This window comes from Candidatus Kosakonia sp. 282A-S69 (assembly GCF_029433855.1).
GTDB lineage: Bacteria > Pseudomonadota > Gammaproteobacteria > Enterobacterales > Enterobacteriaceae > Kosakonia > Kosakonia cowanii_A.
Genome location: NZ_JAROAU010000003.1, coordinates 1,426,073 through 1,451,378, shown reverse-complemented (window position 1 = coordinate 1,451,378; position 25,306 = coordinate 1,426,073). Strand labels below are relative to the sequence as shown.

22 protein-coding genes and 3 pseudogenes are annotated in these 25,306 nt (G+C 56.1%); 8 read left to right on the top strand and 17 right to left on the bottom strand.

All coding sequences use genetic code 11. The features are described 5' to 3' along the window. Positions 1-241: 241 nt before the first annotated feature. From PU683_RS12545 to PU683_RS12515, 6 genes and pseudogenes are all read right to left on the bottom strand, one after another. A complete protein-coding gene (locus PU683_RS12545) occupies positions 242-784 on the bottom strand; it encodes a HEAT repeat domain-containing protein (protein WP_277171922.1) in 543 nt (180 codons plus the stop codon). Next, complete coding sequence (locus tag PU683_RS12540; protein WP_277171921.1) at positions 784-1,008, bottom strand: hypothetical protein; 225 nt, start codon at positions 1,006-1,008, stop codon at positions 784-786. The genes PU683_RS12545 and PU683_RS12540 overlap by 1 nt, the downstream gene beginning before the upstream one ends. A gap of 170 nt (positions 1,009-1,178) precedes the next feature. Then, positions 1,179-2,162: pseudogene (locus tag PU683_RS12535) on the bottom strand (RHS repeat-associated core domain-containing protein); the annotation flags it as partial. A 235-nt stretch (positions 2,163-2,397) separates the two neighbouring features. Further along, the gene (locus PU683_RS12525; RefSeq protein WP_277171915.1) at positions 2,398-3,072 is read right to left on the bottom strand and encodes an SMI1/KNR4 family protein; all 675 of its coding nucleotides are present in this window, start codon (positions 3,070-3,072) and stop codon (positions 2,398-2,400) included. A gap of 1 nt (position 3,073) precedes the next feature. Then, positions 3,074-4,035, bottom strand: a pseudogene (locus tag PU683_RS12520) (type VI secretion system Vgr family protein); the annotation flags it as partial. Positions 4,036-4,594: 559 nt separating this feature from the next. Beyond that, a pseudogene (locus PU683_RS12515) lies at positions 4,595-4,750 on the bottom strand (IS3 family transposase); the annotation flags it as partial. A gap of 537 nt (positions 4,751-5,287) precedes the next feature. Between PU683_RS12515 and PU683_RS12510 the strand changes: the two are divergent. Beyond that, positions 5,288-5,911: a glutathione S-transferase family protein gene (locus PU683_RS12510; protein ID WP_277174283.1), complete on the top strand. Its 624-nt coding sequence runs from the start codon at positions 5,288-5,290 to the stop codon at positions 5,909-5,911. Positions 5,912-5,994: 83 nt separating this feature from the next. After that, on the top strand, positions 5,995-6,144 hold the full coding sequence (locus PU683_RS12505; RefSeq protein ID WP_277171913.1) for a hypothetical protein: 150 nt from the start codon (positions 5,995-5,997) through the stop codon (positions 6,142-6,144). A gap of 199 nt (positions 6,145-6,343) precedes the next feature. On the opposite strand, the gene PU683_RS12500 is transcribed toward PU683_RS12505, so the two are convergent. Together PU683_RS12500 and PU683_RS12495 are read right to left on the bottom strand one after the other, a co-directional pair. Further along, positions 6,344-7,777 carry a glycoside hydrolase family 32 protein gene (locus PU683_RS12500; protein ID WP_277171911.1) on the bottom strand — a complete coding sequence of 478 codons (1,434 nt, stop codon included), beginning with the start codon at positions 7,775-7,777 and terminating at the stop codon, positions 6,344-6,346. Between the two features lie 17 nt (positions 7,778-7,794). After that, complete coding sequence (locus PU683_RS12495; RefSeq protein WP_277171909.1) at positions 7,795-9,036, bottom strand: MFS transporter; 1,242 nt, start codon at positions 9,034-9,036, stop codon at positions 7,795-7,797. A 224-nt stretch (positions 9,037-9,260) separates the two neighbouring features. Here PU683_RS12495 and PU683_RS12490 point away from each other — a divergent pair, with 224 nt between their 5' ends. From PU683_RS12490 to PU683_RS12480, 3 genes are all read left to right on the top strand, one after another. Further along, positions 9,261-10,268, top strand: a complete 1,008-nt coding sequence (locus tag PU683_RS12490; RefSeq protein ID WP_277171907.1) for a LacI family DNA-binding transcriptional regulator — start codon at positions 9,261-9,263, stop codon at positions 10,266-10,268. A 39-nt stretch (positions 10,269-10,307) separates the two neighbouring features. Beyond that, positions 10,308-10,787, top strand: coding sequence for a hypothetical protein (locus PU683_RS12485; RefSeq protein ID WP_277171906.1), 480 nt, complete (start codon positions 10,308-10,310; stop codon positions 10,785-10,787). A gap of 61 nt (positions 10,788-10,848) precedes the next feature. Continuing rightward, positions 10,849-11,370, top strand: coding sequence for an SMI1/KNR4 family protein (locus tag PU683_RS12480; RefSeq protein WP_277171904.1), 522 nt, complete (start codon positions 10,849-10,851; stop codon positions 11,368-11,370). A gap of 58 nt (positions 11,371-11,428) precedes the next feature. Here the strand turns inward: PU683_RS12480 and PU683_RS12475 are convergent, their stop codons facing one another. The 4 genes from PU683_RS12475 to ycgZ all read right to left on the bottom strand — a co-directional run bounded on the left by PU683_RS12475 (position 11,429) and on the right by ycgZ (position 12,879). Then, a complete protein-coding gene (locus tag PU683_RS12475; protein ID WP_277171901.1) occupies positions 11,429-11,737 on the bottom strand; it encodes a monooxygenase in 309 nt (102 codons plus the stop codon). Between the two features lie 121 nt (positions 11,738-11,858). Next, the gene (locus PU683_RS12470; protein ID WP_277171900.1) at positions 11,859-12,134 is read right to left on the bottom strand and encodes a biofilm development regulator YmgB/AriR family protein; all 276 of its coding nucleotides are present in this window, start codon (positions 12,132-12,134) and stop codon (positions 11,859-11,861) included. A gap of 37 nt (positions 12,135-12,171) precedes the next feature. Then, positions 12,172-12,480 (bottom strand): hypothetical protein, encoded by a 309-nt coding sequence (locus tag PU683_RS12465; protein ID WP_277171898.1) that lies wholly within the window; start codon positions 12,478-12,480, stop codon positions 12,172-12,174. A gap of 159 nt (positions 12,481-12,639) precedes the next feature. Continuing rightward, on the bottom strand, positions 12,640-12,879 hold the full coding sequence (gene ycgZ / locus PU683_RS12460; RefSeq protein ID WP_023478790.1) for a regulatory protein YcgZ: 240 nt from the start codon (positions 12,877-12,879) through the stop codon (positions 12,640-12,642). A 298-nt stretch (positions 12,880-13,177) separates the two neighbouring features. Here ycgZ and PU683_RS12455 point away from each other — a divergent pair, with 298 nt between their 5' ends. Together PU683_RS12455 and PU683_RS12450 are read left to right on the top strand one after the other, a co-directional pair. Continuing rightward, positions 13,178-14,398, top strand: a complete 1,221-nt coding sequence (locus tag PU683_RS12455; RefSeq protein WP_277171894.1) for a diguanylate phosphodiesterase — start codon at positions 13,178-13,180, stop codon at positions 14,396-14,398. A 91-nt stretch (positions 14,399-14,489) separates the two neighbouring features. Next, complete coding sequence (locus PU683_RS12450) at positions 14,490-15,224, top strand: MerR family transcriptional regulator (RefSeq protein ID WP_277171892.1); 735 nt, start codon at positions 14,490-14,492, stop codon at positions 15,222-15,224. 9 nt (positions 15,225-15,233) lie between these two features. Here PU683_RS12450 and PU683_RS12445 read toward each other — a convergent pair whose 3' ends face one another. Continuing rightward, positions 15,234-17,057, bottom strand: a complete 1,824-nt coding sequence (locus PU683_RS12445) for a glycoside hydrolase family 15 protein (RefSeq protein ID WP_277171890.1) — start codon at positions 17,055-17,057, stop codon at positions 15,234-15,236. Positions 17,058-17,163: 106 nt separating this feature from the next. On the opposite strand from PU683_RS12445, the gene PU683_RS12440 reads away from it, so the two are divergent. After that, positions 17,164-19,557 (top strand): phosphoketolase family protein, encoded by a 2,394-nt coding sequence (locus tag PU683_RS12440; protein WP_277171888.1) that lies wholly within the window; start codon positions 17,164-17,166, stop codon positions 19,555-19,557. 537 nt (positions 19,558-20,094) lie between these two features. On the opposite strand, the gene PU683_RS12435 is transcribed toward PU683_RS12440, so the two are convergent. From PU683_RS12435 to PU683_RS12420, 4 genes are read right to left on the bottom strand one after another with little or no spacing between them, the layout of a single operon-like run. Then, positions 20,095-21,330, bottom strand: coding sequence for an MFS transporter (locus PU683_RS12435; RefSeq protein ID WP_277171886.1), 1,236 nt, complete (start codon positions 21,328-21,330; stop codon positions 20,095-20,097). Positions 21,331-21,352: 22 nt separating this feature from the next. Continuing rightward, positions 21,353-22,888 (bottom strand): DHA2 family efflux MFS transporter permease subunit, encoded by a 1,536-nt coding sequence (locus PU683_RS12430; RefSeq protein WP_277171884.1) that lies wholly within the window; start codon positions 22,886-22,888, stop codon positions 21,353-21,355. Between the two features lie 10 nt (positions 22,889-22,898). Further along, on the bottom strand, positions 22,899-24,071 hold the full coding sequence (locus PU683_RS12425; protein ID WP_277171882.1) for an HlyD/EmrA/EmrK family protein: 1,173 nt from the start codon (positions 24,069-24,071) through the stop codon (positions 22,899-22,901). A gap of 22 nt (positions 24,072-24,093) precedes the next feature. After that, the gene (locus tag PU683_RS12420) at positions 24,094-24,549 is read right to left on the bottom strand and encodes a MarR family transcriptional regulator (RefSeq protein ID WP_277171880.1); all 456 of its coding nucleotides are present in this window, start codon (positions 24,547-24,549) and stop codon (positions 24,094-24,096) included. Positions 24,550-25,306: the final 757 nt, after the last annotated feature.

Genomic DNA, 25,306 nt, shown 5'->3' with positions numbered 1-25,306 from the left:
TCAAAGATATTATAAATGCTCCAAAGACTTTTTAGTTTCACAAACCAAAAAATCTGCAAAAGTCTTAACCACGATTTTTTTACTGCCATCTCTCTTGAATGATAAATCTGGTAACCAGCCTTGTCAAAAAGATAAAAGGGTGTATTGAAGCTGCGGACATACATTTAGCAATTCCGCCTATCCCTCAAGAACGGCTTTATAAACATTAACCCGAAAACCGGCTTAAATAAAAATTTATTTCTTAATCTAAAACACCGTAAGATTTTCCAACCTGCACTGCTTTGCTCTTTATTTCAGGGGTGGAACCTCTTGACAATGCCTTTAATTTCTCAACAGCATATTTTGAACCTATTTTCGCTAAAGCATATATACAGTTCCATGCCAACATGTAATTACCATCCTCTCTGTCATCAGCCAAATAATCATATTCAGACAAAGCACAGTTATATAGGGCATTTACTGCATCATCGCTTTTAGTCTTTATTTTAGCTAAGGCCCGCACAACATCATCATGTTTATAATGAAAATCACCCCCCAAAAGATGTATCAAGATATCTTCATGCTTGCGTGTAAATCCAAAATGAAAGCCAATATATAAAGCGTATTCAACTTCTTTCAGGTCTTTAGAAGAATGCGCATTTTTTAAGATGTCATCTATAAAATTCTCAACATTTTCCTGAGTACATGGAAAAAGTTTTAGAAATTCTTCATCGGTTATTTTTCCATCCCGGAGTGGCTTATTATTAACCACAGAAAGCACTAAGTTCTTTTGCTTTGAATTCATTATTGCCTCAACACATTAAAAGAATCGATACCATCGTTAAAAATTTTTAACGCAGCGCCCTCTTCCCTACCAGGACCAATATTTATCTGGTCATCTTCGCCTTTAAATCCAACAATGTTCAACCTCCATCTTTTTGATTTTATTAGACTTGACATATCAGGATGGGTTACAGCAGCCAGATCAGACTTATCTCTAATGCCAATACCTTCTAATTGTACTCGCATACCTGGTTTTAGATTAAATTGTACCAATATCCCGTCATAGTCTTCTGAAAACTTACGGGTAGGAGATATGGTTGTTTCGGTTGTACCTGGCATCCGTCCTGTTTTTGTAAAACAGCAAAATCTTCTTTTAACATGGTCCTGTAAAAAACTTTCTCATGCGGTGGCTTATAACATGCAACCAACCTCAACGGATCCACCCACACCAGCGGATCCCCCACATAGCTGTAGGTATTCAGCCCGCCCGCTAGCCCTATCGGGTCCATCTGGGTGTAACGCCCGGCGACCGGGTCGTAGTAGCAGAACAGGTCGTAGTGCAGCCCGGTTTTGCGGTCAAGGTACTGGCCCTGGAAGCGTAAGTTCTGCGGCACCTGCCACGGCGGTACGCTGAGTTCGCGCTCCGTTTTGCCCCAGGTGCTGAACTGCCCGCGCCAGACGGTCTGGCCGTCAGCGTCCGTTACCCGTTCTGGCAGGCCGTTCAGTTCGGTGTGGTACCAGTAAATTTCGCAGTCGTCGAAGACGCTGTCGGCGCGCGCCAGCGGCTCGTAGCTGCCCTCGATATAAACGTACTGAACGTAGTGGTCCGGCTCCCGATCGCTCTGTTCACCTGCCAGCTGTAACCCCTGCCAGTCGAAGCGGATGGTTTCCGGATCTTTCTCACCGTAGTGCCAGAGAATCTTGTGAGTATGTCGGCCAAGCGGGTCGTAGCGGTATTCGACTTTACTGTATTCAGCATGACCGGTGAAGGTTATTTCCTTCACCCGCTGCTCATCGTCATACGTGAAATGCTGGGTAATACCAGACCTGTCCCGCCGCTGAACAAGCCGCCCGAACCCGTCATAATCGAGCTTCAGCCCGTCGAGGCGCAGCAGCAGGTTGTGCCACACCGGGTTACGGTGTTCTTCGGTGCGGTTGCCCGCCGGGTCCTAGAAGAAGCGCTCTTCTTTCTGCGGCTCGACGGCTTTCGTCACCTGGCCCGCGGCGTCGTAGCCCCACAGGTACTGGCTGTATTTTTCGCCGGGAGTTGTCGGTGTCGCGTCGGTGTGTATCTGCTGGACTATCTGGTCGGTGCGGTCCCAGCGGTAGCGGCGTTCGAACACCAGCTCCCGGCGCGCGTCCAGCACCGTACGCTGTGTGACGCGCCCCACGGTGTCGTGGAACTCCTGATGCTGGCCCGGAAAACCACCTTAAAGTAGTTTCGGTATTAAAAATAAATTCATGCAAATCAAAACTGGAATACTCTTGATTAACTCTCTTAAGCTAATCATTTTAATCAGGCACACCTTTTCATCCTACATTTTTAATAAAATCAAAGTGCATACTAAAAAAGGTTGACGTTAATAAGAGGCACTATCAGTCTAATAAAATGCGACACATACCTCTTCAAAGGAGTTATAAATCTTCCAAAGATCCTTTAACTTCAAGCATCAAAAAATTCGCAAAAGTCTTGGCCACGATTTTTTTACTGCCATCTCTCTTGAATGATAAGTCTGTTTCCACAACTGCTGCCTCGCCATCACTTTGAACAGATACGTCAATAGAAAATAGCGGGCCATAACCAGAGGATTTTATCAAAATCATATTGTTATCAATATCGCCAAGTTCCCTGGCCTTAAGGGTTGTATACCTGACATCAGGTGCAGATTGTGCGGCCAAGCCTAACTTTGAGATGCCATAAAATGACTCTCCATTAAATGAAAGCGTCCCATATTTCTCTAAAAAAAACTTATATGTGGAAGGGAATTTAACCTTAAGCTCTTTCTCATAAAGCTCAATTACATCCTCAGTGGCGGGACCACTTCCTCGCGCTTCTTCACCACTTGCACTAATTAAAGCATCAAGTTCTTTATAAATATCAGTCATTTTAGTCTCCTGAAAGCCCAGTGCTCGTGCTTTCCAATATTTTTTCTTCCAGCGATTAAATGGCCGTCTATTCATAGAAGGCAGTACACTTCTATAGGTTCGATGGATACCATCAGGACCAACCCACGTTCTATCCCACTGGTTAGAATACATATGCAACACGCGGTCATCCTTGCTGTGATAACTGCTTAATATATCAACCATCGCGGTTCTCCTCGAAGTGGTATTGCGCCGCCGTGGTGAGGTATTCCCCGTTGTCACCGAAGAACGGGGCGTTGCGCAGCACGAACGTGTGCCCCGGCGCGATGCCGAGCGCTGCCGCTGTGCCCCGCGTCTGGCGGTGCTCCACCTGCCATCTCTCCTGGCGGATGCGGGCATAGAACTCCCCGTGACTGTGGTCCACAAACCGGCCCGGCCAGTCATAGACGTCAATGCTCTCTGGCTGCGGGGATTTCGAGTTCTGCCGCGCCTGGAATAGCCACGCGTTCGGCTTGCGGAAGTCGTAGTCGTCGAGGCTGTAGATGCCCGGTGGCACGTTATCCTGCAGCGCCCACTGGCTGATGCCCTCTTCATCCGTTGTACCGCCACGTGGTACGGAATAGCCTCGTAGCCGGGAAAAGGCTTGTACTGGCCGGGGGCATCAGTAAGCACCAGCGTGTGGCGGTCCTGCTCGTAGCGGAAGTGATAGGTGATGCCCTCCAGCTCCAGCAGGCGGCTCATGAAGTCGAGGCTACTCTCCTGGTACTGCACGCAGTACTCCCACACCCGGTAGCTGCCCGACAGCCGCTCCTCGACATTCACCTGGCTCTCGCCCAGCAGCGTTTTCACTATCTGCGGCACCGTCTGGCCCTGGAAGATACGCAGATTGCGGTCGCGCTGCATCGGCCATACGTCCGGCTCCACCGTCAACTCATACGCCGCATAACGGGTGCCGGACATCTCCACAGCGCTCACCGCCACCCGGGTCACCTTGCCGTTGAGGTAGCGTGGCGTCATCAGGGCCTGAGTCGGGATGGTCACCGTCACCGGCAGGCCCAGCAGCGCGCTGCGGTCGGTACGCGCGTCAGTCCCAAGCAGCGCCAGGGTAAACATGACCGGCTCCGACAGCGACTCGCGCCCGGAAAGCTTCCAGAAAAGTAGCCCCTCGACCGGGAGCTGAACGGTGATTCAGTTACGCATAACTTCCATCCCTATGTGTATATGCGCTACAAACCAGAGCCGGAGAGATCCATCTGGCTATGCCCCGTAGATCACAGCACAGCAGTAAATGACGCATACTTTCACGCTTCTGGCCGCACAGCAGAAACTCATTGCAGTTTTCGTTAATTTCATATTGCAGGAGTGAAATTTCATAATATGGCTACCGCCGGCGAAGCCTCAGCAGAGGTTAAGCCCTATCAGGAAATGTCAGGTAGCGAAGCAGCAATAAAGGCCATATACAAACGACGTGCGCGCGCGGTGTAAATATACCAATAAGAGACTTCTCGGAAAACCACCATTATTCTGGATATACAGATCATTCTGATTCCAGTACGGATAAGGATTGATAGCTGGCATAATTTCCGGAGAACAGCAGCCTGTTTTTATGGAATAAGTCACTAATAACGCATGAAATATTCATGAAACAAAGAGGGTTTTCTTTTACTGGCCGCGCTGAGAAAGCGCTTTTATATGAAAGGATAATATTTAGCTTAAGGTTGACCTGCCCCAGGATTAGATACAACGCTCATTTAATAATGTCGGTTTGTTTACCTTCTAATTTTCTATTTCTCCAGCTTGCTGTAAATTCAGCCGGCGTCTGGTAATTCAGCGATGAATGAGGTCCGGACTCGTTATCGTCCTGTCGTTGACCAGACAGCACTTTGAGTTGCTGTACGATTTCCTGCGCTTGGGTAGCTAGAATTACCAGGTAGTATCCAGGCTTATCGACCATGATGCTGGCCCTGGTTGGGCTTTGGGGTCGCGGTTTAGCATCTGTAACCGTGAGCTCACGGGCCTTGCGGTTATATGCGAGCCATCCGGTCACTCCCTACGGCGCGGCACGTTCATTACTCTCCCTTTTTCTGCAGCGGCGATGGAAATAGTGGGCGCTGATGGCGAGGTGACGGCTAGCGATGATGCTTAGATCGTGGCTTGTCCGCTGACGAATGAAAATGCACGCTCTGCGCGAAGCGCAACGTTGACGACCCGCCGGGCGTGATGGCTTTGGTGCCGCGCATTCTATGAGCAAAATGTCAGCCATTAAAAGCCGTGAGAGAGGCCTGCGATTGCTGGCCTTTTGTGCTAAATCTGTTCGCAACGCAAGAGGGGCGTTGTCCTGCATCATGGTTGTAGTGAGTGATCCCGCCACGACCTCTTGCGGACGCGTAAACAGCACCATGATTTTGCCCGCTATCCTCCTCTGAAGGAAAAGATGAGTATGTTGAAAGTCCTCGGTAAAAAGTCATCCATCAATGTGCGTAAGGTGCTCTGGACATGCGAAGAGGCCGGTATCGACTATCTGCTGGAAGAGTACGGAAGCGGCTTCGCCCCAACGGAGACGCCAGCGTTCAGAGCCATGAATCCTAACGCGCTGGTGCCGGTGTTGCTTGATGACGGGTTCGTATTATGGGAGTCGAATTCGATCTGTCGCTACCTGGCGCGCAAAGCTGGACGAGAGGATCTTCTCCCCGGCGAGCCGCAGGCCGCCGCCCGCGTTGAGCAGTGGATGGACTGGCAGGCGACGGAATTCAATAACGCCTGGCGCTACGCCTTCCCTGCCCTTGCCCGCAAGAACCCTGCCTATAACGACGAAAATGCGATCGTCCGGGGTATCCTCGAGTGGAACCGCTGTATTGCAATCGTTGAACAGCAGCTTCAGCGCACCGGTGCCTGGGCGGCGGGAGAGAGCTTTAGCCTGGCGGATATCGTGCTCGGTCTCTCGGTAAACCGCTGGAAGATGACGCCACTGCCTCATCCGGACGTGCCGGCGATCGATACTTGGTTTGCGAGGCTGAACAGTCGCCCGGCCTTTTTGCGCCATGGCAATAACGGTATGGTTTAACTCTACCGATCTTCGTCTCTGATGAACCGTGTCGAGCCGAGGATAAACGCCCCACTCGTTACACAAAAAAGAGGACGCCCGGAATGAGTAGTCATGACGCGGATAAGGTCCATCTCTGGATTGGCAGCAATCATGATTCAGAGGAGCAATATCGTCACTATTTTGCCCTGGATTACTCCACTGAAGGCGATGTTGACGATCCCGCCTATAAGGTCTGTCCGTTTTGTCACTAACACGGTATCCAATGGTACGACGACGATTTCATTAGCATTATCCCAGGAGAAGCTGAGGATGTTGCACTTGACGACACTCTTCAACACGAGGCAGATATCGTGGCGGCTCACGAGAGTGTTACTCACAGTAAAAAGCGACAACGCTGCAATGCCGCCTTCTCCAGGAGTCCACGCGCGGGCGTGGACTCCTGGCTATCTCTTACGCCAGCGGCCAGGCCCCGGCTTCTGTCACCTGCGCCGAACCGCTCCACGCAAACAGCGCAAGCGCCCGCTTATCAGCGTCGGGATAGATGCGGCTGCTCAGGCACGCCTCACCGTCGTTAACAAACACCTCTACCGATGAGCTGTCGAAGAAGAGGCGCAGCGCCAGCGGCGCGTTGATATCAACCGGCACGCTGCGCATACCGCACAGCCCATAGTGCGGATAGTGGCGCGCCAGCACCAGGCGCTGCATCTGCGCATCAACGTAGACGCGCAGCCCATCGCCGAGGCTTACGCCATACTGCTCCGCGCTGCTGTTGCCGCACGCCCAGCGCAGAAGCACCTCCAGCGCCTCGCCGTTCTCCGGCAGCGTGATTTGCTGATTCTCAAGTGTCGTCACCGGCCATGGCTCCCACGCGCCGCGCAACGCTTCCACCTCTCTTGCCGGGCGCATCTGCACGCGGTTATCCGCACTCAGGCTCACTTCACGCGGCAGCGACAGCATGCCGGCCCAGCCATCCTGCTGCTCCGGTAGCGGCGATTCCCACATATCCAGCCAGCCAATAACAATCCGCCGGCCATCAGGGGTCAGCAGGCTTTGCGGGGCATAAAAGTCATGGCCGTGATCCAGCTCGATAAACTCGCTTTCGCGCACAAAAGGCTGACCTGGCTGCCACTGGCCGAGAAGATACCCACTCTGGAAGAGATTACGGTTGTTGTAGCCCTGCGCAGCAATCCCTTGCGGCGAGAACATCAGCACCCGTTTGTCACCGAGGGTGAAAAAATCCGGGCACTCCCACATAAAGCCGAGCGCTTTTTCCGCTTCATCCAGCACGCCGGCGTCCTGCCACTCGCGCAGATCGGCGGAGCGATAGAGCCGAACTTGTCCCGTTTCGCCATTGCGGGCACCAACGACCATGTACCACGCGTCCCCCTCGCGCCACACTTTCGGATCGCGAAAGTGGTGCAGCCCCGGCGGCGTATCGAGCACCCTTCCCTGGCGCTGGAAATGGATGCCGTCGCAACTGGTTGCCAGGCACTGCACCTGATACAGATTGGCCTCATCCGTGGGATCGCCGTGAAATTTATGCCCGGTGTAAATCAGCGCCAGCGTGTCGCCATCGACCACCGCCGAGCCGGAAAAGCAGCCATCTTTATCTGCCGGGCCTTCCGGTGCCAGCGCCACGGGCAGATGTTCCCAGCGCAGCAGATCTTTACTGCGCGCATGCCCCCAGTGCATCGGCCCCCACTGCGTGGAATAAGGGTGATGCTGATAAAAGGCGTGGTACCAGCCATCAAACCAGACCAGCCCGTTCGGGTCATTCATCCATCCGGCGCGCGCCGCGAGGTGGTAGCGCGGATACCAGCGCAGATTCAAAGTATCTCGTTTGGCCACAAGCGCCTGTTCAGCGTTGGCAAGTGAATATGTCATAGTCCCTACTCTTTCGGTTAAATGGTGGAGGGTTGCGGCATCAGCGGGTCAGAGGATGACTTACCGGAACGCAACAGGAAGATGGAGATAAAGGTGGTGGCGAAGACCAGCAGCCCCATGATCAGATAGGATTGTGCAAAGCCATACTTCTCATAGCTGTAGCCCGCCAGCGGCGAGAGCACCGAGGCGATCACCGAGCTGGTGCAGGCGAAGCCCACCAGGTAGAGCGTCGAGGAGAGCCGTTTGTCGAAGTGCAGGCTGTTGTACTTGAAGATGGCCACCAGCAGGATCGGCAGCTCGACCGCATGCAGCAGTTTGGTGATGGAGATCAGCAGCGGCCCCTCCACCAGCCCGGAGGCGATCATGCGCATTGCCATCACCATGCCTGCGAAAATCAGGCCATTTTTCGCGCCAATCCTGTTCACCAGCCACGGGGCGCAGAACATGCCCGCCGCTTCAAGAAACACCTGGAACGAATTGAGATAGCCATACATGGCGTTGCCCTCCTGCAGGGTCGTAAACTGCGAAGAGAAGTAGACCGGGAACTGCTGGTCGTAGACGCCGTAAATACAGGTGCCAATCACGAACAGCACCAGCGCCCAGAAACGCGGCAGTGCGAGTAAACCCATGGCATCGGCAAGCGTCACCTTCCCGCCGCTCACCGCTTCCTGCATCGCGTGCGGCGCAGAGGAGACTTTTAAGCGCGCCAGCAGCACAAAGAAGAGCAGCCCGGACGCGCTCGCTACCGCGAAGTTAAGTTTCGGGTTGATGTTAAACAGCAGGCCGGCAAAAAAAGTCGCCACCGCCCAGCCAAGGGATCCCCACATCCGCGCTTTACCAAATTCAAACTGGCTCTGGCGCGCAACGCGCTCGGTGTAGGACTCCAGCACGCCGATGCCGCCGTTAAAGGTTAAGCCGATATAGATGCCGCCAAAGACGCTGCCGAGCAGGATGTTGATCTGGAGCAGGTAGCCAAACAGCAAGAAGGCCGGGCCGGAGAGCGCCAGCATGGCGGTCAGATACCAGAGCAGGTTTTTGCGCAGGCCGAGCTTGTCCTGAATAAAGCCATAACAGATTTGCGCAAACAGCGCGGAGACAGAGAGCACGGCGTAGATGATCCCGGTATCACCCGCTTTCAGCCCCACCTCCTGATGGAGCCAGATGGAGAGCAGCGAGCCCGAAGCGGACCAGGTCACGAAAAAGAAGAACAGTAAGGCACTGAGCAGTGGATAGCTGTGAGCGTGATGGGCTTTCATCATGACAGTCTCATGTTGGAGTCGTGCAGCGATGATAACGTTAACATATTGCGTTGCTCATGGTGTTCTGCTGAGATTCATGATGTTAATCACAAGAGTTAACGTTAACATAGCAGGAGTGAGAGGGCGATCAAACTTCGCGCCTGTGACGAAACCATAAATACGTTACGATGACGCCCTCTCTGGCCGCACTCATTAAGTCACAAAGCCCGCATGGAGTAACAGATATGGCGTCTCTCAAGGATGTAGCAAAACTGGCGAACGTCTCGCTGATGACGGTTTCACGCGCGCTGAACAGCCCGCAACGCCTCAAGCCGGAGACGCTGGCGCGGGTACAGGCGGCGATTGAGCAGACCAATTATGTCCCGGATCTCTCGGCGAAAAAGATCCGCGGCGCGCACGCCTCGCCGAAAACCATCGGTGTGCTGGCGCTTGATACAGTGACCACGCCCTTTTCCGTGGAGATGACGTTATCGATTGAAGAGACCGCTCGAGCACACGGCTGGAACAGCTTCGTGATGAATATGTTCACCGACGACAATCCGGATGCGATTGTTGATCTGCTGCTCTCCCACCGGCCGGATGGCATTATCTACACCACCATGGGGCTGCGCCAGGTGCCGCTGCCCGCCAAGCTCCTTACCCTGCCCTGCGTGCTTGCCAACTGCGAAAGCCTGCACGATCCGGTCGCCAGCTATATACCCGATGATGAACAGGGCCAGTACAGCGCGGTAAAGGCGCTGCTGGAGGCAGGTTATCGCCAGCCGCTCTGTCTGCATCTGCCGGAAAAGTTGCTCGCCACCGCGCGTCGGCGCACGGGACTTGAGCGCGCCTGTCGTGAAGCCGGGGTTAACCCGAAGACGCTTACCCACATCTATATGGCGCCGAGCGACGAGCACTACCGCGATATTCCGGCGCAGGTGCTGGCGCATATCCGTGCGCAAAAGCCGCAGTTCGATTCGGTGATTTGCGGCAACGATCGTATCGCCTTTATGGTCTACCAGACGCTACTGGCGCAGGGGCTGCGCATTCCGCAGGATGTAGCGGTTGTCGGCTATGACAATATGGTGGGTATCGGCGAGCTGTTTCTCCCCTCCCTTGCAACGGTGCAGCTGCCGCATTATGAGATTGGACGTCTGAGCGCCCTGCATATTATTAATGGGACTGAACACAAGCAGACCACACGGGTTGCCAGCCCGTTTCTGCCGCGTGATTCGCTCATACCGCTAAGTTAAGCACCGCCCTGTTCACCCAATTTTGCAGCCGGGGACGCCATGTTTAGACAGCTCCACAACGTTACTCTCCATCGCCTTCACCCGGCGACACCTTCAAGGCCCGCCGCCCATGAACTAGCGATTGATGGCCGCGCAACTGGTCTTACGGTACCCGCACAGGTGATTGAAGCGGCTATCGAGGTAGATAAATCCCGGTTATTACTACTTCTGACCGACGATGTCCCGTTTGAAGAGGTACTCCTTATCGTCTTAATCGATCGCCAGTTGGGCGTGCAAGAGATGCTGACGCTGGGCGGTGCGTATACCACTGGCAGCTTTGCAGGCTTACACCTGTTTGCAGGGGCGGTTGAATTTAGCTTCATCGGTGATACAACATGGCGTGTCGAAGTCGCTGAGCGCCCCTTCTTCAGGTTCCCCTTTACGGGCGATCCGCGCGGTATCTGGCGCCCTGTTGCGCTTAAACACTACCTCCTTGTCTCAGCCGATCCGCCACCGGCACGCATGGATGGCAGCCGCTAACAGCGCCACACACTGGACGTAAAGGCCTAAAAACTCTACAGAACCCATACCAGGAGCAACAATGCCTGTCTCATACGGAAAACCGGTAGCAAAAAGCGCGATTTTGCCTCTGTTGGCAGCTTTTGACTTTAGTGCGCCCGAAGCATATGTGGATTTTCTTCAACAAAAAAATGGTCTGGTGATCAAGAGCCCCGATTACTGCAACTTCCCTTATTGCGGTGTCGATGAAGGTAAAGTGGCATTTTCAGCCCTGTTTGGCATTAATACACGTAACGAGTACTACGACCTGAAATACAACAACGATGAGTGTCTGGATGAACTCGACTTTCTGTCAGATGCGTTGCTGATTGGTGATGATCCGGGCGGTAACTACTTCGTGTTGATGAACGGGGATGGCCGCGAAGGCGTTTACTACTGGGACAGAACGCATTTGCATGCCGAAGATGACATTCAGCAATTTGATATTGCTGAGCAGCAGGAGAGTGGCAACCTCTACCAAGTGGCACCTGATTTCACAACCTTCTATCAGATGATCCTCCAGCACGCCTGCACGCAAGGCGAAATCTGCCTTGATGACCTCTGAACTCCACCAGCAGCTTAAACTGCGCACGGGCAGAAAACCTGCCTGCGCGCAACACCAGTTACCCCAGCTGGCCGTGGTTCAGGCGTGTCAGGGGTTCATTGACATCAAACAGTTTGACGGTGATGTTGGTTGCACCGAACTGCTTTAACCGCGCCATGTGCTTATTCATATAGCCCTGTGCATTCGCTTCGCTGTCGAAGAGATAAATCCCGCCCGCCTCCAAGGCCTGCGCATTCTCAGTCCACACTTTCCAGCGAAAACCCGGCTCCTGATTGATCGACTCTGCCAGCGCCACCAGCTGCCGCGACATCTCATCGCCGAACGGACCCGTAAAATTGAAGTGAATCTGCAGTAACGTATTGGCCATACTATCCTCCGTGATGGCATGTAAATGTGCCCGTTGACCCTATGTCATCGCGTACGGAATAGCAAAAAAAAATCCACGCCGAAGCGTGGATTTTGTCTCAGAGCAGGTGAAACCAGAGCGGTTAAATATCATCCGTTGTATGGTGTACAACGATTTCCAGGGTGTGGCGTACAATATCGCTTTTCACCACATCCTCTGTGGTCTCGATCATCTTGATCAACTCCAGGATCAAGGCTTTATGGGTAATACGTTGACCGGCTGCCATCACACCACGAATTGCTGCGCCCAGTACTACGGACTCCTCTGCCAGCGTCTCGCCGCCGCTGCGAAAATACTCAACCAGCGTGAGATCAGGCAAATGTTCATATTCGTGTGAATCCAGCAAAACCTGGCTCATCGTTTACCCCATTTTTTATTGATAATAACCGTGTCTGTTAATGTTTTTTCGCGCTGTTGGCACTCTTGTCGCCAAACAGCTGAAAAACGTTATCATTGCCCTGCTCATCCCACTCATCGCGCTCACTTCCTGTATCACGCTTCAGAGAGGCAAAATTATTGTTGCTGATTTCAGCAATAATTCGGCCCAGCATCTGCCGCCGCTGGCTGTCCTGCTCGCTGGCCTCCATCGACCGGAGCCTGTTGATCAGCGCACGGGTGCTAATGGGTGAGTTATCTTTCAGAAGTGACAATACTGCCACTCCGATAAGTTCGTCTGTCAGTTGCTCTATTTCACTACTATTCATAACTGCATCTCGGGTTGCCGCTACTTGCCGAACTGCAATCGCGGCATGAAGCCAATTCTCCCTTGGGGACGATTAACTTTTCTGCACGCGCATGAAGCGCTTCATCACCCCGCGAGAATTGACTCAAAAGCCAAAAGTATTGCCGTTGGTCAGACTCTGTTAGCGATCAAAAAGCAGGCCAATCAGCGTGTGATAGTGGCTCTCCTCTTCCGGACCAGAAGCCTGCTCCAGACGGCTCAGCAATTTAGTACAGATTGCCTTGCGGTTCAGGTTGCGTCCTTCGCTCAGGATCTCAACGGCAATCTGTCCCAGCGTCTGCTGCTGAGTCGGGAGGGATGCCTTGTTGAAATAGCGGGTAATGGCATTAGCTGTGTTCGGAAAATAACCGTTCTGCTGCATATGTCACTCCTCAAATAATCCATTAACTTGTTAAAGTAAGGTTAAAGTTATACAAAAAACGGCGGTTTGTACATAGTAATTGTACAAGTTTGTTAGCCATCTAATGAATATTTAAGAATGTTGTTATTAATCAGGTGATTATAAATAAGATTTTTTTTACAGCGTTGACCAAGGTTGTACAAGCTGAAAAGCGGCGTTAGCAAGCGGCACAAACAGTATAATTCTCTATGAAATCAAGGGAGACGAGGCACATATCATCTGCTAGTGTGAGCGTTCATTTATCCTTTTCGGAACGCTTATGCTCACCACCATCATTTACCGCAGCCACTTTCGCGACAACGTATCGTTTTCGATGCTTGAAGGTATGGTCGAAGCGGCCAATCTGAAAAACAGCCAGGCCAACGTCACAGGCATTTTGCTGTTTAATGGCACCCACTTCTTCCAGCTGCTTGAAGGGCCGGAAGAGACGCTGGATCCGATTTACGATGCGATCTGCAGCGATGAGCGCCACTTTAACGTTGTTGAGCTGCTGCGCGACTATGCGCCGTCGCGACGGTTTGGTAAAGCCGGGATGGAGCTATTTGATCTGCGCGCCTATGATCGTGAAGAGGTGCTGCAAACCGTGCTGGATAAAGGCACCTCGAAATACCAGCTTATTTATGACGACCGCGCGCTACAGTTCTTTCAAACCTTTGTCGAAGAGGGCGAGAAAGAGAACTACTTTGAGATCCCGGTCGACGACGAGTGGGAGTTCGTTCCCGACGGCAGCGCCATTACCCTGCCAACCTCTGTCGCGGCCACCAGTACTGACTGCCGCTTTGCCTTCCAGCCGCTAATCGACCCCTTCGCCCGTAAAGTGGTGGCGGTTGAAGCGCTGCTGCGTACCCCTTCCGGGGATGCACCGCAGGCGTATTTTGAGGGGCTGACGGGCGATGCTCTCTATAAAGCTGACCTTGAAAGTAAGAAGGTGGCGTTTGCGATGGCCACCGCGCTTGATATTGGCGCGCAGACCCTCTCGGTGAACCTGCTGCCGATGACGCTGGTCGAAGTGCCCGGTGCAGTCGAGTTTATCCTGCGCGAGATTGAGGCAAATGGCCTGGTGCCGGAGCAGATCATTGTTGAGTTCACCGAGAGCGAAATCATTTCGCGCCTCGAAGAGTTCACCGAAGCGGTGAAGTTGCTGAAAGGCGCGGGCATCCGCGTGGCGATCGACCACTTTGGCGCCGGCTTCGCAGGCCTGCTGTTGCTGGCACAGTTCCAGCCGGATCGCATTAAAATTAACCGCGATCTGATTAAAGATGTGCATAAGAGCGGTTCACGACAGGCGATTGTGCAGGCCATCATCAAATGTTGTACCTCCCTTGAAATTCAGATCTCTGCCGTGGGTGTAGAGAAGGCAGAGGAGTGGATGTGGCTGGAGTCAGCGGGGATCTCTCAGTTCCAGGGTTACCTCTTCGCCCGTCCGGACATGGACGGTATTCCAGCCATCTGCTGGCCAGAGAAACAGGACGATGCTTAATCGCTCCTGAAGTAAAGCTGTACAAAGTACTTGTACAGCCTGCAAGGGTTAACTAGTCTTTGCGGGTGTATATCGGCGTTACGAGGAAGTCATGGCGTTTTACAGTATTGGCGAAGTGGCTGAACGGTGTGGAATCAACCCCGTTACACTTCGCGCATGGCAACGCCGTTATGGTTTGCTAAAGCCCCAGCGCAGCGAAGGGGGCCATCGTCAATTTGACGAGTCGGACATTCTGCGCATTGAAGCTATTAAGCGTTTTATCGAAAGCGGCATCTCGGTCAGTAAAGTGAAAGCGTTGCTGGACGAGACGCCCGGCGATGCAGGGCAAGGCTGGGCGAAAGTGCAGGAAGATCTGCTGGCTACCCTGCGCCAGGTGAACCCGTCGCGGCTGCGCGCCATGGTGCTTGAACTGGGTCGCAAATACAGCGTTGATCAGTTTATCGATGAGGTGGTGATGCCGGTGCGCCTGCTGCTGGCGCGCGATCAGAACACCGCACGGGTAATTTTAAGCCTGTTTGACGGCGTGCTGATCGACTTTGCCGTCACCCGGCTGGCGCTTAATCGCCAGCCGGGGAGTAAAGAGGCGCTTTTTATCGCCTGGAACAATGACGATCGCACCCGCCTGTGGCTGGAAGCCTGGCGGCTCTCGCAGCAGGGCTGGTCTCTGGATGTGCTGGCCGATCCACTTGACTCACCGCACCCGGAGTTTTTCCCGGGCAAGCAACTGGTCGTCTGGACGGGAAAAGCGCTGACCCAGCGCCAGGCGCAGCAGTTTACCCACTGGCAGGAGCAGGGCTTCGCCCTCACCTTTCACGGTCCACAATAAACCGCAGCCTTACGGCTGCCAGGTTTGTTGATTCCCGGACATCTTTTTATCCAGGTAGAACGCGGCGCTGATCAGCGCCAGGTGCGTCAGCGCCTGCGGGAAGTTGCCGAGCGGAAAGCCGCGCTCATCAAACTCCTCGGCATACAGGCCAAGATGGTTGGCGTAGTGCAGCAGCTTCTCAAACTCAATACGCGCTTCTTCGACAAAATCGGCCCGCGCCAGGCACTCGACATACCAGAAGGAGCATGGCGCAAAATAGCCCTCCTCCCCCTGCAGCGAATCTGCCGGGGTCTCCTCCTGCAAATAGCGCCGCACCATACCGTCACGCATTAACTTGCTGCGGATCGCAGCGAGCGTCGCCAGCCAGTCGGGATCTTTTGCGCCGATAAAACGAAACAGCGGCATCAGCAGCATTGAGCCATCGACATCGCTGCCGTTGCGCGTGGAGGTGAAGTGGCCGAGCTTCTCATTCCAGAAGTTATGCCAGATATCATCGCGGATCTTCTGCCGCGTCGCCTCCCAGCGGGCAAAGGGCATCGAGAGCGAACGCTTGGCCCCCAGGCGCAGGGCGCGGTCGAGCGCCACCCAGCACATCAGTCGCGAGTAAAGAAAGTTTTCCGGCTCGCCGCGCATCTCCCAGATCCCGGCATCAGGTGAATCCCAGATTTCGCATACATAATCCACCAGCCGCATCACATGCCCCCAGGCGCGGTGGGAGATGTTGTCGCCATATTTTGTTGTCAGATAGACGGCATCCATCAATTCGCCGTAGATATCGAGCTGGAGCTGTTTATAGGCTTCGTTGCCTTTGCGCACCGGTCTGGAGTTGAGGTAGCCGGCAAGGTGCGGCAGCGCCTCTTCGGTTAAATCCGTTCCGCTGTCGAGACGGTACATCACCTGTAACTTTTTCGGGTCGAATTTGCTGTTCTCCATACAGCTGCCGATCCACGCGCCGAAGGCTTTTGCTTCTTCGACGTAGCCTAAGCGAATTAATGCATAGCAGCTAAAAGAGGCGTCGCGCAGCCAGGTGGCGCGGTAATCCCAGTTACGCTCACCGCCGGGCAGCTCCGGCAGGCCAAAGGTCGCCGCCGCGGCAATGGAGCCGTAGCGCTGGGAGGTGAGCAGCTTCAGCACCAGTGAAGAGCGCGTTACCGCTTCGCGCCAGCGGCCGCTGTACTTGCTCTGCGCCACCCAGCTTTGCCAGTAGTTGAGCGTGCGCTGGCGCATCGCCGCCACCTGTTTCAGCGTGGCGTGCTTTACCTTGCTGTCGCCGAGCACAAAGGTCGCTGTTTCGCCTTCACGCAGGCTGAACTCCCCTTCGGTTAGCCCTTTTTTCACCTTCAGCGCCACAGAGGAGGCCAGCGTCAGCGCCGCCCCTTTTTTGCCCCTGAAGTGATAGACCCGTTTATCCTCTTTCACATCCGGCACGTCTGTGGCGTAGTCAAAGCGTGGCGAGCAGTGCAGCTTGATTGTCGCCTCGCCGTAGATCAGGGTGATTTGCCGCACGATCAGCGGGTTGGCTTCGTCATCATTGTTGATGGCGATAAAGTCCGTCAGTTCCACCATCGTCTCATTTGAGAGCCAGCGCGTTTGCAGCACGTTGGTATCCGGCAGGTAGTGCTGAATGGCGCGCCAGCCCTCCCCCAAAGGCGCCACGGCAAAGTAACCGCCGCGCTTAGCGTCGAGCAGCGAGCTAAAAACGGAGGGGCTGTCGAGATTAGGCCAGCAGAGAAAATCCATTGCCCCTTCAACGGTCACCAGCGCGCAGGTCCGCAGGTTGCCGATAATCCCGTGCTTATCAATCACGGCGGTGGTCTGAGTGTCGGTTTTCATTCGAATCCTTATGCGTGCGGTTACGCTTTAAGCGTAGGTGAAGCCAAGGTTTCCCGCATCTGTGCCAGGCTTAACAGGAACTCATTTCACTGACGCGGAGAAACGCATGACGCAATACGCCTCACTTCCCGATGATCAACTGCAGCTGCTCGACCGCTACTGGCGCGCGGCAAACTACCTCTCAGTCGGGCAGATCTATCTGATGGATAACCCGCTGCTGCGCGAGCCGCTTAAGCCTGAACACATCAAACCGCGCCTGCTCGGTCACTGGGGTACCACGCCGGGGCTAAACTTTATCTACGCCCATCTCAACCGGGCTATTCGCCAGCACGATCTGGATATGATCTACATCTGCGGCCCCGGACACGGCGGGCCGGGCATGGTGGCAAACACCTGGCTTGAGGGGAGCTACAGCGAAATCTACCCGCAGGTGAGCCAGGACGCGCAGGGGATGAAGACCCTCTTTCGCCAGTTCTCCTTTCCGGGCGGTATTCCGAGCCACGCCGCACCGGAAACGCCGGGGTCGATTAACGAAGGCGGCGAGCTGGGTTACTCCCTCTCCCACGCCTTTGGCGCGGTGTTTGATAACCCGTCGCTGATTGCTGCCTGCGTGATTGGCGACGGCGAAGCGGAGACCGGCCCGCTGGCGTCGAGCTGGTTCGGTATCAAATTCCTCAACGCCGCGCGCGACGGCGCCGTGCTGCCGATCCTGCATCTCAACGGTTATAAAATCGCTAACCCGACTATTCTCGGGCGCAGCAGCGATGAGGATCTGCTGCATCTGTTTCGCGGCTACGGCTACGAGCCGCTGATTGTCAGCGGTCATGAGCCGCAACAGATGCACCGCCAGATGGCGCAGACGCTGGAACAAGCCCTGGAGCGTATTCGCCACTATCAGCAGCAGGCGCGCAGCGGTGAAGAGGCGGAAGCGTTACCGCGCTGGCCGATGATTATTATGCGCAGCCCAAAAGGGTGGACCGGGCCGCAGACGGTGGATGGCAAAAAAGTGGAAGACTTCTGGCGCGCGCACCAGGTGCCGGTCTCCTCCTGCCGGGAAGATGAGGGCCACCGGCAGATCCTTGAGGCGTGGATGCGCAGCTATCAGCCCGATGAGCTGTTTGACGAGCAGGGGCGGCTACGCCCGGAGCTGGCTGCGCTGGCACCTGAGGGCGACAAACGCATGGGCGCAACCCCGTGGGCCAACGGCGGTCGTCTGCGCCGCGAGCTTAACACGCCGGCGATTGCCGATTACGCGGTGGATGTCACCTCGCCCGGTGAGACGCAGGCGGAATCCACCGCCGCGCTTGGTGCCTACCTGGCGGGCATCTTCCAGCGCAACCGGGACAACTTCCGCCTGTTTGGCCCGGATGAGACCGCCTCCAATCGCCTGAGCAAAGTGTTCGATGTCACCAGCCGCACCTGGCAGGAGCCGGTCAAGCCCTACGACGAGCAACTGGCTGCCGATGGTCGGGTGATGGAGATCCTCAGCGAGCACCAGTGTCAGGGCTGGCTTGAGGGCTACCTGCTTACCGGGCGCCACGGTCTGTTTAACTGCTATGAAGCCTTTATCCACATTGTCGATTCGATGTTTAACCAGCACGCCAAGTGGCTGAAGGTGACACGCAAATTGCCGTGGCGCGAGCCGATCTCATCCCTTAACTACTTGCTCTCCTCCCACGTCTGGCGTCAGGATCACAACGGTTACAGCCATCAGGACCCCGGCTTTATTGACCATGTCGTGAATAAGAAGGCTGATATCGTGCGTGTCTATCTGCCACCCGATGCCAACACCCTGCTCTGCGTGGCGGATCACTGCCTGAAAACCTGGGATCGCATTAATGTGATTGTCGCTGGCAAGCAGCCTGCGCCGCAGTGGCTCAACCTTGAAGAGGCGCAGAAACACTGCGCGGCGGGCATGGGCATCTGGCACTGGGCGGGCACCGTCGGTGAAGGTGAAGCCGCGGATGTGGTGATGGCCTGTGCCGGTGATGTGCCAACGATGGAGACGCTGGCCGCGGTCGATCTGCTGCGCAACTACTTCCCCGATCTGCGCATTCAGGTGGTGAATGTCGTCGATTTAATGGCGCTGCAAACGGCAGAGCAGCATCCGCACGGCCTGAGCGACGAGGCGTTTGACGCCCTCTTTACGGCGGATAAACCGGTCATTTTCGCCTTCCACGGCTACCCGAGCCTGATCCATCGCCTCACTTATCCGCGTAATAACCACCGCAACTTCCACGTGCGCGGTTTTATGGAGGAAGGCACCACCACTACCCCGTTTGATATGACAGTGATGAATGAGCTGGACCGCTTCCACCTGGCGCAGGAGGCGATTGTGCGTACCCCCTGCCTGCAAGGCAAAGCGGACGCCGTGCTGGATGAGCTGGCGGAGAAGATCGCCGAACATCACCGCTACGTGCGCGAACACGGGGAAGATTTACCGGAAGTGCGCGGCTGGAAATGGCCCTCCGCACAGGGCAACGGCGGTGCCCCCGAGTAACACGCAACCACGCCGCTGAAACCGCCTATGCCGGATAAGCGTTTAGGCGCCATCCGGCATTATCCCCCACCGCACCACCGCCGGATGGCGGCTGCGCCTTATCCGGCCTACAAAAACGAGCCCACAGCGACACCGACTTTGTTTTTATCTGCAATATGACAGCGAGGTGTTGTGTCCCCGCTGAAATCGGCGAACCGAAGCGGGAATGACAAGGTCTGGACGCCATGGATGGCGGACAGAGGCGAACCGAGACAGGGAGCGAGTTCCAGAATGGAACGAGTAAGTCGAGTCGAGCCGGCCGCAGTCAGGCACGCGGGAGGTGAGCGCAGTGCGCAGCACCGATTTCCTTGCGGGGCCGCGGGGATTGATAAGGGGAGCGCGGCCGCTTCCCTTATCCCGTTCACCGCAGAAGAGATGAATAAAACCCCCCAACGCAAGGTGAACGGAACCATTCCACCCATCAGGCATGAGTGCCAACCCCATCGCCGGATGGCGCGTAAACGCTTATCCGGCTTACACCCTCACCAGCAAGACACGTCATCCCACATCACTCTCCAGCCTCTGCCGATGCCGCAATCCCGGAAACCAGCGCATCCACAGCGCTACCACAATCAGCGTTCCCACCCCACCAATCGCCGCGGCGGGCACCGCCCCCAGCCACGCGGCGAGCATGCCGGACTCAAACTCCCCAAGCTGGTTGGAGGTATTAATAAAGATTGAGTTCACCGCATTGACCCGCCCGCGCATCTCATCCGGCGTATCAAGCTGCACCAGCGAGCCGCGGATCACCATGCTGATCATGTCAAACCCGCCCAGCGCAAACAGCGCCAGCAGCGAGAGCCACATCCAGCTTGAGAAGGCAAAGACCAGCGTCGCCACGCCAAAGCCCGCGACCGACATAAACATGATGATGCCGACGCGACGCGTCAGCGCACGGTGGCTCAGCCAGAAGCCGACCAGCAGCGCACCCACTGCTGGCGCACTGCGCAAAAGCCCCAGCCCGAGCGGGCCGGTATGGAGTACATCGTGGGCGAAAATCGGCAGCAGCGCCGTCGCGCCGCCAAGCAGCACGGCGAAGAGATCGAGGGAGATCACCCCCAGCACATCCGGCCGGTTCCGGATAAAGCGCACCCCGGCAAAGAGCGAAGAGAGCGTGGCGGGGGTGCGTTTTGGCTGCGCCTGCTCATAGCGCAGGGTGGCCACCAGCAGCAGCGAGAGCAGATAGAGCCCTGCCGTCACGCTGTAGACCACATCTGCGCCTGCGGCGTAGAGAAAGCCGCCCAGCGCCGGGCCAACGATCTGCGCCGCCTGGCCGGAGACCGCATTCGCCGCCGTCGCGCGCGGCAGAATCGAGGCGGGAACCAGCGCCGGTAGCATTGAGATCATCGAGGGTGACTCAACGGTTTTGGCACAGGAGATAACAAAAATCAGCGCCAGGATGACACCGACGCTGGCATCCCCCTGCCAGGTGAGCCAGGCTAGCGCGACAATCGCCACCCACTCGCACACCTGCGACAGCAGCACCACCCGACGGCGGTCAAACTGGTCAGCGATATGCCCGGCGGGCAGCGCCAGCGTCAGCGAGGGGATAAACTGCACCAGGCCAATCATCCCCAGCCAGAAGGCGCTCTGCGTCTGGGAGTAGATCTGCCAGCCGACAATAATCGACAACATCTGAAAGCCAAAACTGGAGCTGGTGCGCGCCAGCCAGAAGGCAACAAAAGAGCGGTGCTGCAATAAACGGCCATCGCTGGCGGATAACAGGGGTGCCATAACGTCTCTCTGTAAGGGGTTGTTAATGCCCGGCCGATGGTGCACCGGGCGCGCCGCTGCGGACAAACGGCGGGCGGGCAAACCAGATAACGATCATCAATGCTAAAAAGAGCCAGCCCAGCAGCCAGAAGTAGTCGATAGTCGAGAGCATATAGGCCTGCTGCTCAAGGGTTTTATCCACCGCCGCGAGGTGCTGCTGCGTCGCGCCGCCTATCTTATGCAGATAGTCCGTAGCCGCCGGATTCCACTGCGAGACGCTTTCGCTGAGGGTGGCATGGTGATAAATCTCGCGCCGCGACCAGAGCCAGGTGGTGAGCGAAGAGGCAAACGAGCCGCCCAGCACGCGGAAAAAGGTCGCCAGACCGGAGCCTTCCGCCACCGCCTGGCCATGCAGGTTGGAGAGCACAATGGTGGTGATGAGCATAAAGAAGAAGGCGACGCCAATCCCCATAAACATCTGCACTTCGGCAATGGTACGGAAATCGACCCCGGTATTGAACTGCGCGCGCAGCAGGCAGGAAGCGCCCATAGTCAGGAACGACAGTGTCGCCAGGATGCGCAGGTCAACTTTATTCGCGTAGCGCCCGATAAATGGCGTCAGCAGCAGCGGCAGAAAACCCATCGGCGCGGCAGCCAGCCCGGCCCAGATGGCGGTGTACCCCATCTGGGTTTGCAGCCACTGCGGCAAAATAATGTTGATGGCGAAAAAGGCCGCATAGCCGAGGGTAAGCGTCGCGGTGCCGATGGCGAAGTTGCGATCCTTAAACAGCCGCAGGTTGACAATCGGGTGCTGCTCGCCCAACTCCCAGATAACAAACGACACCAGCGCAATTGCCGAGAGCACCGACATCACCACAATTTCGTCAGAGGCGAACCAGTCAAGATCGTTGCCCTTATCCAGCACCACTTGCAGCAGGCCGACACCGAGCACCAGCAGCGCAATGCCGATGTAATCGATCGGCGAGGTGGTGGTCTCCTCCTCCCGCGCGCGCAGCTGCATCCAGACGACAATAGCTGCGAAGATACCGATCGGCACGTTGATGTAGAAGATCCACGGCCAGGCGTAGTTATCGGTGATCCAGCCGCCGATGATCGGCCCGACAATCGGCGCCACCACCGTCACCATCGAGAGCAGCGCCAGCGCCATACTGCGTTTGCTGGTGGGGAAGATGACCAGCAGCAGCGTCTGACACATTGGAAACATCGGGCCGGCGAAAAAGCCCTGTAACGCGCGAAAGAGGATCAGCTCCGTCATGCTGTGGGCGAAGCCGCAGAGAAATGAGGAGAGCGTAAAGAGCGCCACCGAGCCCACAAACAGCCGCAGCTGGCCGAAGCGGCGGGTAAACCAGCCGGTGAGCGGCAGCGCAATGGCATTACAGACCGCAAACGAGGTGATCACCCAGGTCCCCTGATCGGCGCTGACACCAAGATTCCCGGCGATGGTCGGCAGCGCCACGTTGGCGATGGTGGTGTCCAGCACCTGCATAAAGGTCGCCAGCGACAGCGCAATCGTCGCCAGCAGCAGGCTGGGCGGCGTAAATGCCGATTTATCTTGCATCGCGTCTCTCTTAGCGGGCGGCTACCGGCTGACCATTATCATGTAGGATCTGCGCCACCAGCGCGTCGGCTTTATCCAGCGCATTCTGGTAGACGTCGGTTGCGAAACGCGGCTGCGCGACGCTCTGCTGCGGCAGCAGGTGCCCCTCTGTATCGCGGATATCGACGCGGGCGGTCATCGACAAGCCGACGCGCAGCGGATGCTTCTGCATATCATGTGGATCGAGGGTTATGCGCACCGGCAGGCGCTGGACAATCTTGATCCAGTTGCCGCTGGCGTTCTGTGCCGGTAGCAGGGAGAAGGCGCTGCCGGTGCCAATACCGAGGCTCTCAATCGTGCCGTGATACTCCACCTCATCGCCATAGAGATCGGCGGTGAGGGTCACTTTCTGCCCGAGACGCATGGTGCTCATCTGGCTCTCTTTGAAGTTGGCATCCACCCATACCTGATCGAGCGGCACAATTGACAGCAGCGTGGTGCCGGAGTCGACGCGCATACCAAGCTGTACCGCACGTCTCGCCACATAGCCGCTGACTGGCGCAACAATGGTGCTGCGGGCATTATCCAGAAAGCGCTGACGCAGGGTAGCGATGGCGCTTTTGATCTCCGGATGGCTGTCGATCACGGTGTCATCGACCATGGCCAGGTTGGTGTTGAGCGCCTGCTGCGCGGCCAGCAGATCACTTTTCGCACGGGTGACGTTGTCACGGTAATGGGCCAAATCCTCTGCGGTCACCGCCCCAGTGGCGAAAATCTTCTGCCGACGCGCGTAGTCACTCTGCGCCGTTTGCAGCGCGACTTTTTTTGCCGCTACCTGGGCACGGTAGTTATCTGCGGTGCTGTATAGCCCGCGCACCTGGCGCACGGTGCTGGCGAGGTTGGCCTGCGCCTGTTGCAGCGCAATGTCGGTATCGGCCGGGTCAAGCAGTACCAGCGGCTGCCCTTTTTGCACAAAGTCGCCCTCATCGACGGCGACCTGGGTGACGGTGCCGCCAATTTGCGGCGTCAGCGTCACCTGGTTGGCGCTGACATAGGCGTCATCGGTGGTTTCGTAATAGCGGCCATAGAGCAGATACCAGGCCAGGCAGCCGACGGCGATAATCACCACCAGCACAAACAGAATGGCGAAGTTGCGCTTACGTTTGCCCGGCGCGCGTGCAGGAAGGGTTGATGAATCGGTCATCGTTATCACCTTTCAGGAAAACTTAGCGATAGGGTTGGGTTGCGCCGTCAGGCAGCATTTTGATCATCAGCGTCATCAGCTGTTGCGCTTCGTCCCTGGTGAGGCGTTCGGTGAGCGAGGCGAGTATCGACGCCAGCGCCTCATTCTGGAAGCGATCGCAAATCGCCCGCCCCTTCTCCGTCAGGCCGAGGATCACCTGCCGTTTATCGTCGGGGTTGGTGGTGCGCACCACCAGGTCGCGCTTCACCATGCGCTCCAGCATGCGGCTCATGGCGCCGGCATCCATCAGCAGGTTTTTGCTCACTTCGACCGGGCTGGTGAAGCCTTTATAGATGCTGATCAGCACTTTGAACTGCGCAGCGGTGATATCCGCTGGCGAAAAGTAGTGGCTGATAAGCTGGTCTTTGAACTGGTTTGCCAGGTGGATCAGCAAGCCGAGATGCAGCGTCGGGTTAGGGTTATCCGCAGAGTTTGTCATGATATTTGCCTGATCAATAATTACAAATGAAATTACTGACCAGGCAGATAAGTGTCAATGAATTGTCAAGATAAGCGCACATTTTGTCAGTTTCCGGCCACCGCCCCGCACCCCGTAGGTCCGATAAGCGCAGCGCCATCAGGCAATCCGGTAATGCCGGATGGCGGCTTGCGCCTTATCCGGCCTACAAAAGCGCATTGCATCACTCCCCGTAGGCCTGATAAGCGCAGCGCCATCAGGCAATTCCGCAATGCCGGATGGCGGCTTGCGCCTTATCCGGCCTACAAAAGTGCACCGCATCACTCCCCGCAGACCCGATAAGCGCAGCGCCATCAGGCAATTCCGCCACGCCGGATGGCGGCTTGCGCCTTATCCGGCCTACAGAAGCACACCGCATCACTCCCCGCAGGCCCGATAAGCGCAGCGCCATCAGGCAATTCCGCCACGCCGGATGGCGGCTTGCGCCTTATCCGGCCTGCAAAAGCACACCGCATCACTCCCCGTAGGCCTGATAAGCGCAGCGCCATCAGGCAACTCCGCAATGCCGGATGGCGGCTTGCGCCTTATCCGGCCTACAAAAGTGCACCGTATCACTCCCCGTAGGCCTGATAAGCGCAGCGCCATCAGGCAATTCCGCCACGCCGGATGGCGGCTTGCGCCTTATCCGGCCTACAAAAGTGCACCGCATCACTCCCCGTAGGCCTGATAAGCGCAGCGCCATCAGGCAACTCCGCAATGCCGGATGGCGGCTTGCGCC

Bases quoted from the DNA above. Each gene is read 5' to 3' on its own strand.
- PU683_RS12545 (WP_277171922.1), bottom strand. From the start codon at position 784: ATGAATTCAAAGCAAAAGAACTTAGTGCTTTCTGTGGTTAATAATAAG.
- PU683_RS12540 (WP_277171921.1), bottom strand. From the start codon at position 1,008: ATGCGAGTACAATTAGAAGGTATTGGCATTAGAGATAAGTCTGATCTG.
- PU683_RS12525 (WP_277171915.1), bottom strand. From the start codon at position 3,072: ATGGTTGATATATTAAGCAGTTATCACAGCAAGGATGACCGCGTGTTG.
- PU683_RS12510 (WP_277174283.1), top strand. From the start codon at position 5,288: ATGTTGAAAGTCCTCGGTAAAAAGTCATCCATCAATGTGCGTAAGGTG.
- PU683_RS12505 (WP_277171913.1), top strand. From the start codon at position 5,995: ATGAGTAGTCATGACGCGGATAAGGTCCATCTCTGGATTGGCAGCAAT.
- PU683_RS12500 (WP_277171911.1), bottom strand. From the start codon at position 7,777: ATGACATATTCACTTGCCAACGCTGAACAGGCGCTTGTGGCCAAACGA.
- PU683_RS12495 (WP_277171909.1), bottom strand. From the start codon at position 9,036: ATGATGAAAGCCCATCACGCTCACAGCTATCCACTGCTCAGTGCCTTA.
- PU683_RS12490 (WP_277171907.1), top strand. From the start codon at position 9,261: ATGGCGTCTCTCAAGGATGTAGCAAAACTGGCGAACGTCTCGCTGATG.
- PU683_RS12485 (WP_277171906.1), top strand. From the start codon at position 10,308: ATGTTTAGACAGCTCCACAACGTTACTCTCCATCGCCTTCACCCGGCG.
- PU683_RS12480 (WP_277171904.1), top strand. From the start codon at position 10,849: ATGCCTGTCTCATACGGAAAACCGGTAGCAAAAAGCGCGATTTTGCCT.
- PU683_RS12475 (WP_277171901.1), bottom strand. From the start codon at position 11,737: ATGGCCAATACGTTACTGCAGATTCACTTCAATTTTACGGGTCCGTTC.
- PU683_RS12470 (WP_277171900.1), bottom strand. From the start codon at position 12,134: ATGAGCCAGGTTTTGCTGGATTCACACGAATATGAACATTTGCCTGAT.
- PU683_RS12465 (WP_277171898.1), bottom strand. From the start codon at position 12,480: ATGAATAGTAGTGAAATAGAGCAACTGACAGACGAACTTATCGGAGTG.
- ycgZ (WP_023478790.1), bottom strand. From the start codon at position 12,879: ATGCAGCAGAACGGTTATTTTCCGAACACAGCTAATGCCATTACCCGC.
- PU683_RS12455 (WP_277171894.1), top strand. From the start codon at position 13,178: ATGCTCACCACCATCATTTACCGCAGCCACTTTCGCGACAACGTATCG.
- PU683_RS12450 (WP_277171892.1), top strand. From the start codon at position 14,490: ATGGCGTTTTACAGTATTGGCGAAGTGGCTGAACGGTGTGGAATCAAC.
- PU683_RS12445 (WP_277171890.1), bottom strand. From the start codon at position 17,057: ATGAAAACCGACACTCAGACCACCGCCGTGATTGATAAGCACGGGATT.
- PU683_RS12440 (WP_277171888.1), top strand. From the start codon at position 17,164: ATGACGCAATACGCCTCACTTCCCGATGATCAACTGCAGCTGCTCGAC.
- PU683_RS12435 (WP_277171886.1), bottom strand. From the start codon at position 21,330: ATGGCACCCCTGTTATCCGCCAGCGATGGCCGTTTATTGCAGCACCGC.
- PU683_RS12430 (WP_277171884.1), bottom strand. From the start codon at position 22,888: ATGCAAGATAAATCGGCATTTACGCCGCCCAGCCTGCTGCTGGCGACG.
- PU683_RS12425 (WP_277171882.1), bottom strand. From the start codon at position 24,071: ATGACCGATTCATCAACCCTTCCTGCACGCGCGCCGGGCAAACGTAAG.
- PU683_RS12420 (WP_277171880.1), bottom strand. From the start codon at position 24,549: ATGACAAACTCTGCGGATAACCCTAACCCGACGCTGCATCTCGGCTTG.